The following is a 13,182-nucleotide window of genomic DNA, read 5'->3' as shown; positions in this document are numbered from 1 at the left end:
CGATGATCTGCTCTTCCGTAAACCGCTTTCTCTTCATCAGTCCGTCCTTCAATCGAGGCCGGACTCTAATCTCAGATGGAGGAAAAACTCAGTGGCAGGTCATGCCCCATCAACCATCGTCATGACTCCCAATTTCGAGTTCGTGGGACTCGATGTCGATTTGCTGTCAGGCCGCTTGCCCACAGTAGCAAAAGAACGCCTCGTCAATAAAAAAGGCGTACAAAGCGCAGTCGATGAAATGTCCATTGGTCTAAGGAGGATTCATTTCGTCGACGTAGCCAGTTCGTGACCTCGAGACCGGTTAACCGGGTGCCGAAGGAGCGTCAGCATAGCGGCGCCACAGGCGAGACGCGGGACCGCCACCCCCGGCGAGAGGTGCCGTACCGCGACTGATCTGCAGTCGCGTGCCATAGATGGTGGGTTGCGGATTCCGATCTCCGGCGGATGAAGGCCTAACGCCGATCGATTTCAGAGCTGCCGCCGCAGGCCCGTTTTCCGATTTCTACGCCGAAGCGCGCCGCCGCACTATGCCAGAGCCAAACCGCTTTTCTCACCTGCTCCTGCTGCCATTATCTCCTCTGTGTCATCACCGAGCCGAAAACGGAGATGGGAACCGCGGATGAATTGTGCTCTGCCACGGGTCAGCACGGTTCCTGAATCTGTGACGTTAGAGCGAATTGACCGCGCTCTGGATACACTGGCGCTTGCTATTCACAAGGCTGGCAAAAAAGGACAAGCGTATCTCCCAATTTACGAGCGTCTTGAAAGCGAAAGGAAGAAACTGATGGCAGAGACGGGCGCAATGCTGCGCGTCCAGGAACGGCTCAAACGATCTCGGGATCGAAAGGCAAAGCAATTTTTTTGAGCTCGTCGCGTCGCCATTGCAGTGATCCGCCCGAACCATACTCCACCCGCTCGATCGTATGGCCCATCAAGATTTTGCGAAGCTCACTGTCGAGGCCTGCCTCTTTCATACGATCCTCGAAACTGTGCCGGAGCGAGTAAATCTTGTGCTTCGGAGTCGGGAACAGTTTGTGGGTTTTGAAATACTTATTTAGGTTTGCTGAAAGTGCCTCTTCACGATTACGGTACCGCGGAAATCCCTGTGGACTTTTCTTAAAAACTTCCAAGGCGACGCCTACCAGCGGCACATCTCGCACGGACCATTCGGTCTTGATTTCGCGCGGATCATCGACGTCCTCCCTTGGGGTTATGCGAATGTAGGGAACCGGTGTGTCAAGGAAGATCACGGTCTCGTCGAGATTGCATATCTCGCTTGGCCGTGCGCCTGTCTCGATCAGCGCCAGAACGCATCGGCGCGCTTGAGCATCCAGGGATGCTAAAGCGCCTGGCCTCATGATCTGATCGGATATCCATTTGGGTTCGAATGACGGGCGTTTACGACGGCGCTTGCCACGCTCCGAAAATCGGAGGTCATCAAATGGGGTGCCTTTTTGTTCGTCGCCCAGATGAGCGAAATAGCGCCTGTAGAGGTCGCGCATGTTGCCGAGATCTCGATTGCCGGCCGACGCGGAATGTGTTGCGGGTCCGACGTCGGGCGACGGCGCAACACGCTTGAGCCAAAATCGGTAGAAGGCCAGTCCATCCTCGCGCGTGATTTCACCGATGGGCTTGTCGCCGACCAGGGCGATAAAATTGCTGACGGCCCTCTGCTTTACTTTCCTCCACATTCTGCGCTGCGAATGACTCTTACCCACAACTTCATGGGCCATGATCTCGTCGGCGTAGAGATCAAAAGCCTCTGAGATTTTGACCGGCGGCACTTGCACGCCGCCGAGGAGAGCGTCGGCCACGGCGGGGGCCGCTTGGACGCGCTCCAGCGCCTCGACACGCTTCAAGATCGCATCGACATTGTGAAAGCCTGCCACTTGTCCGTTTGAAAGGTAAGAGACGCCCATGGCTTCAGCTCGGTGAACGGCGTCACGATACTGATCAAGTGCTGATCTTGTCTCGCCGCCGCAAAGAAGCACGGCCCACAGGGTCTTGTCCGCGTCTTCAAGCCTGTCGCGCATTGCACGTGCCAGGCGGCGCTCGTCCGTTCCCAAAGACTTGCGAATGAAGGTGCCTCGATCGTCGATGCCGGCCAGCTTGGCAGGCACTCGCCGATGGTAATAGAAAATTCCGTCGCGCTGGATGAGGTAGCGATCCGGGTCCCTGGCGGGCTCTGGGAAGGCCTCTTTTCGCATGGGCCAATCTCGCGATGTATCTCAGTTTGTATCGCAGACTGTATCGCATTACGGCAAGAATTCCAAGATCCCCCGAGAGAGGGGGATCTGTCGATCTGACATTTCAATGATTTAGGAGCGTCAGTTCACTAATTTAATGGTGCGGTCGAGAAGACTCGAACTTCCACGGGTTGCCCCACAGCGACCTCAACGCTGCGCGTCTACCAATTCCGCCACGACCGCACGTGGTAGGAGCCGGAACCAACCGGCCCGCGGCGTGTAGCAAATCGTTTCCAGTGAAACAAGTGCGCGGCCAGCAATAATCGGCCGGACATCGGCATAACTCTTCAAGGGACCGAGCGTGCCCGGAACTGGACGTTTGTACCGATTGCCGCCATATGGGTGGCGAGACGAGATATCATGACAGAACGCAGCCAGATCGCCACGTCGTTCCTGCCCTTGCCCGGCTCGGCGCCGGTCGAATGGCGCATCGAGCCCGGGCTCACCGCCTATCCCGATGCGCTCGCCGTGATGGAGGCGCGCGCCGAGGCAATCCGCAGTGGTGCTGCCGGCGAGATGGTCTGGCTGGTCGAGCACCCGCCGCTCTACACCGCCGGCACCAGCGCCCGCATCGAGGACCTGATCGAGCCGGACCGTTTCCCGGTCTTTGCCGCCGGGCGCGGCGGCGAATACACCTATCATGGGCCGGGCCAGCGCGTCGCCTATGTGATGCTCGATCTGAAGCGGCGGCGCGAGGATGTCCGCGCTTTCGTCGCGGCACTCGAACAATGGATCATCGTCACGCTGGCCGCCTTCAACGTACGCGGCGAACGCCGGGAGGACCGCGTCGGCGTCTGGGTGGTGCGGCCGGATCGCCCCACTTTGCCCGACGGCTCGGCGGCCGAGGACAAGATCGCCGCCATCGGTATCAGGCTGAGGCGCTGGGTGAGCTTTCACGGCATCGCCATCAATGTCGAGCCGGACCTCAGCCATTTCAGCGGCATCGTGCCGTGCGGCGTCCAGGATCACGGCGTCACCAGCCTTGTCGATCTCGGCCTTCCCGTGACCATGGCCGACCTCGACCTGGCGCTGAAATTCGCTTTCGAGGACGTGTTCGGCCCCGCCGCGGTGTCGCCTGTCGAAGTGTCCCGCAGGGCCGGCTGAAACACTCGTCGAACGCCTGCGCCAAGGTGCGAAGGCGGCCCTCGCTCATCAGCGTCGAGCCACTTTTTCGGCGGCCCCTCACATCGCGCCGATCCAGATTGCCATGGAAATGAGGAACGTGCTCATGCACACCAGCGAGACGACATCCTGAACAAGATCGGTCATAACTCTCTCCTGTTGTTAGTATGTTCGTATTTTGTTCTAATTTTGTTCGAATGTCAACGACCGAGGTCCGGGCATCATCGAAATCGCCCGCGGTCAATTCGGCAAGGTTAAGAAAGGGTTGAGAGGGAGGTTGCCGATCCGTTCGGGCCGAACGCGCGCACGGAATATAGCGGGAGGGCTTCTGCCCGTTCGCAGGCCGGCATCACCTGAATATCGACACACCCTAAAGCGGCACGACCTTGCCGTCGGCCAGCGTCACGCGGCGGTCCATGCGCGAGGCGAGCTCGTGATTGTGGGTGGCGATGAGCGCCGCCAAGCCCGATTGCCGGACCAGCGCTGCCAGCGCCTCGAACACATAGGAAGCGGTCACCGGGTCGAGATTGCCGGTCGGCTCGTCGGCCAAAAGCACCAGCGGCGCATTGGCGACGGCACGCGCAATGGCGACGCGCTGCTGCTCGCCGCCGGAGAGCTCGGAAGGGCGATGCTGCGCCCGCTTGCCGATCTGCATATAGTCGAGCAATTGCGCCGCTCGCTCGGCCGCCTCCTTGCGCGGCAGCCCTTTTATCAGCTGCGGCATCATGATGTTTTCCAACGCCGAGAATTCCGGAAGCAAATGATGGAACTGATAGACGAAGCCGACGTCGTTGCGGCGGATCGCCGTGCGCTCGTCGTCGGAAAGCCGGCCGCAGGCGCGCCCCGCCAGGATCACGTCGCCGGCATCCGGCCGCTCCAGCAGCCCGGCCGTATGGAGCAGCGTCGACTTGCCGGTGCCCGACGGCGCCACCAGCGCCACCATCTCACCACGCTTCAGCGAAAAATCGGCGCCGTTCAGGATGGTCAGCTTGCGCGGCCCCTGCACATAGTGCCGCTCGACGCTCTTCAGCTCGATAATGGCCTCGGCCATCATTCGTACCTCAGCGCTTCGACCGGATCGAGCCTGGCCGCGCGCCACGCCGGAAACAGGGTCGCCAGGAACGATAGCGCCAGCGCCATGAGAACGACCGAGATCGTCTCGCTGACATCCATCCGGGCGGGCAGTTGGCTGAGGAAATAGAGCTCGGGATTGAACAGCCTCTCGCCGGCCAGCCAGGAGAAGAACTGGCGGATTCGCTCGACGTTCAGGCAGATTACAACGCCGAGCAGCACGCCGGCGATGGTGCCGACAACGCCGATCGCCGCGCCCGTCATCAGGAAGATGCGCAGGATGGCGCCGCGCGTGGCGCCCATGGTGCGCAGGATGGCGATGTCGTGGCCCTTGTCCTTCACCAGCATGATCAGGCCCGAAATGATGTTGAGCGCCGCCACCAGCACGATCAGCGTCAGGATCATGAACATGACGTTGCGCTCGACCTGCAACGCATCGAAGAACGTCCTGTTGCGTTCTCGCCAGTCGACAAGGCTGATCGGCCGCTGCGCCGCCTCTTCGACCTTCGGCTTCAGCGCGTCGATATTGTCGGGATTGTCGGCGTAGATCTCGATCGTCTGCGCCCTGCCGTCCATGTTGAAATAAAGCTGCGCTTCCGAAAACGGCATGTAGACGATGGAGCTGTCATATTCCGACATGCCGACCTCGAAGATCGCGGTGACCGGATAGCCTTTCATGCGCGGCGTCGTGCCGAGCGGCGTGACGTCGCCCTCGGGCGAGATCAGCGTGATCGTATCGCCAAGCACAAGGCCGAGATTCTCGGCCATGCGGCTGCCGATGGCGACGCCCTCGCCGGTGTCGAAGCCGACGATCGAGCCCTCCTTGATGTTGTTGGCGACGATTGTGATCTTGCCGAGATCCTCGCCGCGTATGCCGCGCACCAGCGCGCCGGTGCCGCCCCCGACATTGCCTTGCGCCAGCACCTGTCCGTCGATCAGCGGAATGGCGTATTTGACGCCGGGCACGCCGTTGATGCGGCCGGCGACCTGCGCATAGTCCTCCAGCGGCATGTCGAGCGGCTGCACGATCAGGTGCCCGTTGACGCCGAGGATGCGCGTCAGCAGTTCGGCGCGAAAGCCGTTCATCACCGCCATGACGACGATCAGCGTGGCGACGCCCAGCATGATGCCGAGGAAGGAGATCGAGGCGATGACCGAGATCACCGTCTCCTTGCGGCGCGAGCGCAGATAGCGCCACGCCACCATGCGCTCAAAGCCGGAAAAGGGTCCTGCCGCCGAAGGTTTGGCTGCTGCCGCTTCGTTCATGCCGCGGCACCGAAACGCTTTTTCACGTCGCCGACCGGCAGCGTCTCGCGCTCGCCGGTCCTGCGGTTCTTGATCTCGACCTCGCCGGCGGCTACACCGCGCGGCCCGACGATCACCTGCCACGGAAGTCCGATCAGGTCGGCGGTAGCGAACTTGCCGCCCGGCCGCTGGTCGGTGTCATCGTAGAGCACCTCCTTGCCGGCGGCGGCAAAGGCGGCATGCAGCTCGCCGCAGACCCGGTCGCATTCGGCATCGCCAGCCTTCATGTTGATCAGGCCGATGTCGAACGGTGCCACCGCTTCCGGCCAGATGATGCCGTTATCGTCATGGCTGGCCTCGATGATCGCCGCGACCAGCCGCGACGGGCCGATGCCGTAGGAACCGCCAGAGACGAAATGATCCTTGCCGTCCGGCCCGGTCACCTTGGCGCCCATCGGCTTGGAATATTTGTCGCCGAAATGGAAGATATGGCCGACCTCGATGCCGCGCGCCGAGACCCGGTCGCCGGTCGGCACCTTCTCCCATGCCGCCTCGTCATGCATCTCGTCGGTGGCGGCATAGGGCGTCGTCCATGTCTTGACGATCTCGGCGATCTCGGCGTCATTCGAAAAGTCGGTATTCGCCCCCGGTACATCAAGCGAGAGATAGTCGCGATGGCAAAACACCTGGCTCTCGCCGGTGTCGGCCAGGATGATGAACTCATGGCTGAGGTCGCCGCCGATCGGCCCGGTGTCGGCGCGCATCGGGATCGCTTGCAGCCCCATGCGCGTAAACGTCCTGAGATAGGACACGAACATACGGTTATAGGCGGCCTTGGCGCCTTCATAATCGAGGTCGAAGGAATAGGCGTCCTTCATCAGGAACTCGCGCGAACGCATGACGCCGAAGCGCGGGCGCACCTCGTCGCGAAACTTCCACTGGATGTGATAGAGGTTGAGCGGCAGGTCCTTGTAGGACTTGACGTAGGAGCGGAAGATCTCGGTGACCATCTCCTCGTTGGTCGGCCCGTAGAGCATATCGCGGTCTTGCCGGTCCTTGATGCGCAGCATCTCCTTGCCATAGTCTTCATAGCGGCCGCTTTCGCGCCACAGCTCGGCCGATTGGATGGTCGGCATCAGGATTTCGAGCGCGCCGGCGCGATTCTGCTCCTCGCGAATGATCCGGCAGACCTTGTCCAGCACCCGCTTGCCGAGCGGCAGCCAGGAAAAGCTGCCCTGCCCCTGCTGGCGGATCATGCCAGCGCGCAGCATCAGCCGATGCGAGACGATTTCGGCCTCGCGCGGATTTTCTTTGAGAATGGGCAGGAAATAGCGCGACAAACGCATGAACTGGTCCGTGAGAGAGGATGGCGGCGCCGGAATCGGCGCAGCGCAGGCTTGCTTGCCCCGGCTTCATAGCCATTTCATGGCGGAATGGAAACCCGGCCCAGGCGCTGCACGGCGTTGCGATCGCCGCATGCGGCCGGCTGGTCGTTTCGCAAGCAACGCCTGCCGCACTATTGTGCACTGCAGCACGAGATTGCTTGTTTCCGGGCAAAATTCTTCGTGACATTTTCACCTGGCTTAGGCTAGTGTGCCCCCATAACCGAGAGGGTAGAGAAAAATCTGCCCTCCTACGCGGTCAAAGTCTTGGGAGGATGCGATCTAGGCGCGGTAACTCGCTGCCGCCGGACACCGGAAACAGATCGGACGCGTTTAAATTGCAAGGCCTCGCGCCTTGCATTTTTTTTGTGCAATCACTTGGTTAGCACGACAGATTACCAAACTACATGACGTTGCGTCAGCCCAAACCCGCCCCGGCCTTTACTTTGGGTTCACCTTGCTGGCTCAGCTTGATTTCAGGGCGTCGGCATAGGCCTTGGATAGCCGGACACAGTAGGTAGCCGGCTAATGCGCTGGGCTCTGGTTGAAATCCGGCACGATGTGCGGGATGTCGTCGATGCCGAGGCCAAGCCCTCTCGTGATGCCGTAGAAGATACCCATGAGGACCAGCGTGGCGATCGTCGTGCGCAGCGCCGCGCGCAGCATGTGCGGCCCGCGCGGTGCGCTCGGAACCGTGCCAAGCGTCACGTCCTGGTCCTCGTCCTGCGTCCGCATGCTGAACGGCAGGACGGCGAACAACACCACCCACCAGGTGGCGAAGAACAGGGCGACAAACGAAACCCACCTCATGCTTGCTCCAGTTCGACCAGCGTGCCGAAGAAATCCTTGGGGTGCAGAAACAATACCGGCTTGCCATGTGCGCCGGTCTTCGGATTGCCGTCGCCCAGCAAACGCGCGCCGCTGGCCTTGAGACGGTCGCGCGCCGCAACGATGTCGTCCACCTCATAGCAGACATGGTGCATGCCGCCGGACGGATTCTTCTCGAGGAATCCCGCGATCGGCGAGCCTTCGCCGAGCGGCTCCAGCAACTCGATCCTGGTGTTTCCGACATCGACGAACACCACCGTAACGCCATGCTCCGGCAGCGCTTGCGGCGCAGTCACGCGGGCGCCAAGCGTATCGCGATAGACCGCCGCAGCCGCAGCCAGATCCGGCACGGCAAGCGCGACATGGTTGAGGCGTCCGAGCATAGGGTGCTCCCGGTTAGGGGAGTAGGGGAATAGGGCAGTACGGGAGTAGGGAAAACAAGTTTGGAGAGTGCAAACTATCTGTTCTTCCCTACTCCCCTACTGCCATACTCCCCTACTCCCTCATCTTGTGACGAACACCGTCACCAGCGGCTTCTTGCCCCAGGCTTCGTTGGCCGCGCCACGCACCGCGCGCCGCACCGCCTCCTGGACCAGGTCGAGGTCTTTTCGGCGCTGGCGGGGGATGGAGTCCACGGCGCCGATTGCCGCATCGATCATCAGGTCTTCCAGGCTCTCGCCGCCGCCGTCGGCCTCGGCGACGCCGATGGCGACGAGATCCGGATCGCCGGCAAGCTCGTATTTGTCGTCGAGCACGACATTGACGGCGACATGGCCGGCAAAGGACAGCTTGCGGCGGTCGCGAATGCCCATCGCCTGGTCGGTGCCGATTAGCCTTCCGTCCTTGTAGATGCGGCCGAACGGCACCTGGTCGATGATGGCGGCGGCACCCGGATACAGCCTGAGCATGTCGCCGTCGCGCACCTGCGCCACCTGGCCGATGCCGGACGTCGACATCAGCGAGCCCTGCGCCACCAGATGCGCCGCTTCGCCATGCACGGGAACGCCGATCTGCGGCCGCACCCATTCATACATCTTGCGCAATTCGCTGCGGCGTGGATGGCCGGAGACATGCACCAGCGCATCGCCGTCCTCGATGATCTTGATGCCGAGATCGATCAGGCGGTTCTTGATTTCGAGGATCGCCTTCTCGTTGCCGGGAATGGTGCGCGAGGAAAACACCACCGTGTCGCCGGCCGTCAGCGCCACCGACTTCATCTCGTCGCGCGACAGCTTGGCAAGTGCGGCAAGCGGCTCGCCCTGGCTGCCGGTGCAGATGATGACGAGGTTTTCGCGCGGAATGAAGCCGTAATCCTCCTCGGCGATGAACTCCGGCAACCCGTCCATATAGCCGAGTTCATCAGCCACATCGATGACGCGCTTCATCGAACGGCCAAGCACCAGGCACTGGCGGCCGGCATCCTGCGCTGCCCTGGCGATGGAGACGATGCGCCCGACATTGGAGGAGAAGCTGGTGACAGCGACACGGCCCTTGGCGTTCTGGATGACGCTCTTGAGACCCTCGCCCACCGCCACTTCGGACGGCGATTCTCCTTCCCGCATCGCATTGGTGGAATCGCAGATCAGCGCCAGCACGCCCTTGTCGCCATAGGCGCGGAAGCGCGCCTCGTCGGTCATCGGCCCGACCGTCGGCGCCGGATCGATCTTCCAATCGCCGGTATGGATGACGACGCCGGCCGGCGTGGTGATCGCCAGCGACATCGGTTCGGGAATGGAGTGCGCGACGGGGATGGCCTCGATCTCGAACGGACCGACGGTAAATTTCTCGCCGGCCCGGTAGATCGTCACCGGGATCTTCGGCGCCCCTTGCTCGCCCTGCCGCTTGGCTTCCAGCAGGCCGGCGCTGAACGGCGTCATCCAGACCGGCGCCTTGAGCTTCGGCCAGATATCGTGCAGCGCCCCGTAATGGTCCTCATGCGCATGGGTGATGACGATGCCGCGCAGATTGGCGACATTCTCCTCGATGAAGCGGGTGTCGGGCAGTACCAGATCGACGCCGGGCAGGGTTGCATCGGGAAAAGTAACGCCGACATCGACGATGATCCATTCGCGCGCATTGGCCGGCCCATAGCCGTAGAGGGCGAAGTTCATGCCAATCTCGCCGACACCGCCGAGCGGCACGAAGACAAGTTCGGCGTTTTCCGCTATCGCCATGGTCTTTCCTTCCTTGCCGGTCAAAATTGTGGGCCGGTCAAATTCAAGCTGGTCAAATGCTGGCCAGTCAAACGTATTGGCCGGTCAAACGCCGGCCGAGGCAACCGCGCCGAAATGCACGTCGCCGGCAGCGATCGTCAGAACCGAACCTTGATCGTCGCGGATCACGAAACGGCAGTCCTCGTCAATGGTCTCGAAGGTGCCGCGCACCACATTACCGTCAATTCTGACAGCAACCTGCCCGCCAAGCCCCGCCGCACGCGCCAGCCAGCGCCGCCTGACGGCGGCAAGCCCGCGCCCTTCGTTCCACAGCCGCGCATTCTCGCTCCAGGCATCCGACAGCGCCAGGAACAGCGTCTCGGCGTCGCAAGCAGATCCCAGCGCGTTGAGCGACGTCGCTGGATAGGGCAAATCCCTGGGATAAGCCACCACATTGACGCCGATGCCGACAGCCACCGCCGAACGGTCGCCATCCAGCATCGCCGATTCCAGCAGGATGCCGGCGAGCTTGGCGCCCGAGGCAAGCACATCGTTCGGCCATTTCAGTTCGAAACGGTTCTTGCCTTGGCTCGCACCATCGAGGCCGATCGCGATCCTGCCCTTCGGCACGACGGCGTCGAGCGCGTCGGCCAGCGCCAGTCCGGCAACGAAGCCGAGCGTCGCGGCAAGTCGAAGCTCGGTGTTGGTGATCACCAGCAGCGTCGCGGCCAGATTGCCCTCGGGCGTCGCCCAGGCGCGGCCACGGCGGCCACGCCCAGCTTCCTGTTTTTTTGAAACGACCCACAATTTGCCGGGATCGCCTGCCCGCGCGTGCTCCAGCGCCAGCGCATTGGTTGAGCCGACCGTATCGTGCGCCTCGAGCCGGAACCCTTCCGAAGCCGCGGTTGGAGCCAGCCTGAACGTCATTCCGCTAGAAGAAGGTCTTGGCCGCGGCTGCCGCGTAGGTTCCGATCGGGCCGCCGATCAGCACGTAGAACAGCACGAAGGCGCCACAGACACCGAGCACGACGCGCAGCTCGGTCGCCATCGGCACGAAGCCGCCGACCGGTTCGTCGAACCACATGATCTTGATGATGCGCAGATAATAATAGGCGCCCACCACAGAGGCGAGCACGCCGATGATCGCCAGCGCGTAGAGATTGGCGTTGATGGCGGCGAGGAACACGTACCATTTCCCCCAGAAGCCGGCGAGCGGTGGGATACCGGCCAGCGAGAACATCAGGATGGTGAGGATCGTCGCCATGATCGGATTGGTCGCCGACAGGCCGGCGAGATCGCTGATCTGCTCGACATTGCCCTCCTTGCGCCGCATCGCGAGGATGAAGGCGAAGGTGCCGAGCGTCATCACCAGATAGATCAGCATGTAGATGGCGACGCCGCGCACACCGTCCTGGCTGTTGGCCGCAAGGCCGACCAGCGCATAACCCATATGGCCGATGGAGGAATAGGCCATCAGCCGCTTGATGTTGGTCTGGCCGATGGCCGCGAAGGCGCCGAGCGCCATCGAGGCGATCGAGATGAAGACGATGATCTGCTGCCAGTCGGCGGCGATCGGCTTGAAGGCGCCCATGGTGACGCGCACCATCAGCGCCATCGCCGCCATTTTGGGTGCCGCCGCCAGAAAAGCCGTCACCGGCGTCGGCGCGCCTTCATAGACGTCGGGCGTCCACATATGGAACGGCACCGCCGAGATCTTGAAGGCAAGGCCGGCCAGCACAAAGACCAGGCCGAAGACGAGGCCAAGCTGGCGCTCGCCCCCGCTCAGCGCCGCGGCGATCTCCTGGAAGCCGGTGTTGCCGGTGTAGCCGTAGACCAGCGAGATGCCGTAAAGCAGCATGCCCGACGACAGCGCGCCAAGGACGAAGTACTTCAGCCCGGCCTCGGTCGAGCGCAGATTGTCGCGGTTAATCGCCGCCAGCACGTAGATCGCCAGCGACTGCAGCTCGAGGCCGAGATAGAGCCCGATCATGCCGTTGGCCGAGATCATCAGCATCATGCCGAGCGTGCAGAGCAGGATCAGCACCGGATATTCGAACTTGTCGAAACGCTCCGCCTGGGCAAAGCGGACCGACATGACCAGCGTCACCGCCGAGCCGACCAGCGCCAGCACCTTCATGAAGCGGGCGAATGGGTCCTGGATGAAGGCCTCGCCATAGGCATTGCCCTGCCCCGGCGAAAAGATCAGCCAGGCGCCGGCGACCACCAGCACGGCGACGGCAAGGCCGCTCACCGTGACGGTGGTGTTGGCGCGCGAATAGGCGCCGAGCATCAACAGCGCCAAGGCGCCGATGGCGAGGATCAGCTCTGGCGTCGAGAGCGACAGGCTGGAGAGAAGGTCCGGCGTCATGGTTCGCAAAACCCCCAGTCAGTTCGCCGCCGCGGTCTGCGCGGCGCCGATGGATGCGGTGACATTGGTGACGAGCGCCTTGACCGATTCGGCCGTGGCGTCGAAGATCGGCGCCGGATAGACACCGAAGAAGATGACCAGCGCGACCAGCGGATAGATGATCACCTTCTCGCGCGTCGACAGGTCGAGCAGGCCTTTCAGGCTTTCCTTGGTCAGTGCGCCGAAGATCACCTTGCGGTAGAGCCAGAGCGCGTAGGCCGCCGACAGGATGACGCCGGTGGCAGCGAAGAACGCCACCCAGGTGTTGACCCGGAACACGCCGAGCATGGTCAGGAACTCGCCGACAAAGCCGCTGGTGCCGGGCAGGCCGACATTGGCCATGGTGAAGATCATGAACACGGTTGCATATTTCGGCATGTTGTTGACCAACCCGCCATAGGCGTCGATGTCACGCGTGTGCATGCGATCGTAGACGACGCCTACGCAGAGGAACAGCGCGCCCGAGACCAGGCCGTGCGACAGCATCTGGAAGATCGAACCCTGGACGCCTTCCTGGTTCATCGCGAAGATGCCCATGGTAACGAAGCCCATGTGAGCGACCGACGAATAGGCGATCAGCTTCTTCATGTCCTCCTGCATCAGCGCCACCAGCGAGGTGTAGATGATGGCGACGACGGAGCGTGAAAATCACCGGCGCGCGCATATATCGTGGGCGATGAGACAAATCCCCAGCAAAAAACAGCAGCACGGGACCACTGTCTTATAAA

At 62.1% G+C, this 13,182-nt stretch carries 11 protein-coding genes, 1 tRNA gene and 1 pseudogene; 2 read left to right on the top strand and 11 right to left on the bottom strand.

Features of this window, described 5'->3' with window-relative positions:
- Positions 1 to 289 (top strand): hypothetical protein (locus tag NKH70_RS34830; RefSeq protein ID WP_353027394.1); only part of this gene is annotated, 289 nt, incomplete at its 5' end.
- A 535-nt stretch (positions 290 to 824) separates the two neighbouring features.
- Here the strand turns inward: NKH70_RS34830 and NKH70_RS34825 are convergent.
- Together NKH70_RS34825 and NKH70_RS34820 are read right to left on the bottom strand one after the other, a co-directional pair.
- A complete protein-coding gene (locus NKH70_RS34825; RefSeq protein WP_352916965.1) occupies positions 825 to 2,207 on the bottom strand; it encodes a DUF6538 domain-containing protein in 1,383 nt (460 codons plus the stop codon).
- 137 nt (positions 2,208 to 2,344) lie between these two features.
- Positions 2,345 to 2,429 (bottom strand) — tRNA-Leu (locus NKH70_RS34820).
- Between the two features lie 177 nt (positions 2,430 to 2,606).
- On the opposite strand from NKH70_RS34820, the gene lipB reads away from it, so the two are divergent.
- Positions 2,607 to 3,350, top strand: a complete 744-nt coding sequence (gene lipB / locus NKH70_RS34815; RefSeq protein WP_352978649.1) for a lipoyl(octanoyl) transferase LipB — start codon at positions 2,607 to 2,609, stop codon at positions 3,348 to 3,350.
- A 388-nt stretch (positions 3,351 to 3,738) separates the two neighbouring features.
- On the opposite strand, the gene NKH70_RS34810 is transcribed toward lipB, so the two are convergent.
- The 9 genes and pseudogenes from NKH70_RS34810 to NKH70_RS34770 form a co-directional block, all read right to left on the bottom strand.
- Complete coding sequence (locus NKH70_RS34810; protein WP_254818120.1) at positions 3,739 to 4,422, bottom strand: ABC transporter ATP-binding protein; 684 nt, start codon at positions 4,420 to 4,422, stop codon at positions 3,739 to 3,741.
- Positions 4,419 to 5,705 (bottom strand): lipoprotein-releasing ABC transporter permease subunit, encoded by a 1,287-nt coding sequence (locus NKH70_RS34805; protein ID WP_352718908.1) that lies wholly within the window; start codon positions 5,703 to 5,705, stop codon positions 4,419 to 4,421. Before NKH70_RS34805 ends, NKH70_RS34810 begins: the two co-directional genes overlap by 4 nt.
- Positions 5,702 to 7,030 carry a proline--tRNA ligase gene (gene proS / locus NKH70_RS34800; protein WP_352718909.1) on the bottom strand — a complete coding sequence of 443 codons (1,329 nt, stop codon included), beginning with the start codon at positions 7,028 to 7,030 and terminating at the stop codon, positions 5,702 to 5,704. The genes NKH70_RS34805 and proS overlap by 4 nt, the downstream gene beginning before the upstream one ends.
- Positions 7,031 to 7,591: 561 nt before the next feature.
- Entirely contained in the window at positions 7,592 to 7,876 is a 285-nt protein-coding gene (locus NKH70_RS34795; RefSeq protein WP_353027393.1) for a DUF1467 family protein, read from the bottom strand.
- Positions 7,873 to 8,277 (bottom strand): methylmalonyl-CoA epimerase, encoded by a 405-nt coding sequence (gene mce, locus NKH70_RS34790; protein WP_352466858.1) that lies wholly within the window; start codon positions 8,275 to 8,277, stop codon positions 7,873 to 7,875. The genes NKH70_RS34795 and mce overlap by 4 nt, the downstream gene beginning before the upstream one ends.
- A 120-nt stretch (positions 8,278 to 8,397) precedes the next feature.
- Positions 8,398 to 10,068: a ribonuclease J gene (locus NKH70_RS34785; RefSeq protein WP_352978645.1), complete on the bottom strand. Its 1,671-nt coding sequence runs from the start codon at positions 10,066 to 10,068 to the stop codon at positions 8,398 to 8,400.
- Positions 10,069 to 10,152: 84 nt separating this feature from the next.
- Complete coding sequence (locus NKH70_RS34780; RefSeq protein WP_352718912.1) at positions 10,153 to 10,974, bottom strand: biotin--[acetyl-CoA-carboxylase] ligase; 822 nt, start codon at positions 10,972 to 10,974, stop codon at positions 10,153 to 10,155.
- Between the two features lie 4 nt (positions 10,975 to 10,978).
- Positions 10,979 to 12,415, bottom strand: coding sequence for an NADH-quinone oxidoreductase subunit NuoN (gene nuoN, locus NKH70_RS34775; protein WP_352978643.1), 1,437 nt, complete (start codon positions 12,413 to 12,415; stop codon positions 10,979 to 10,981).
- A gap of 18 nt (positions 12,416 to 12,433) precedes the next feature.
- A pseudogene (locus NKH70_RS34770) lies at positions 12,434 to 13,102 on the bottom strand (NADH-quinone oxidoreductase subunit M); the annotation flags it as partial.
- Positions 13,103 to 13,182: the final 80 nt, after the last annotated feature.

Source organism: Mesorhizobium sp. M0991, from assembly GCF_040318915.1.
In the GTDB taxonomy this organism is placed as follows: Bacteria; Pseudomonadota; Alphaproteobacteria; order Rhizobiales; family Rhizobiaceae; genus Mesorhizobium.
The sequence above is the reverse complement of the archived record's forward strand: the minus strand, read 5'-3'. Positions and strand labels throughout refer to the sequence as shown.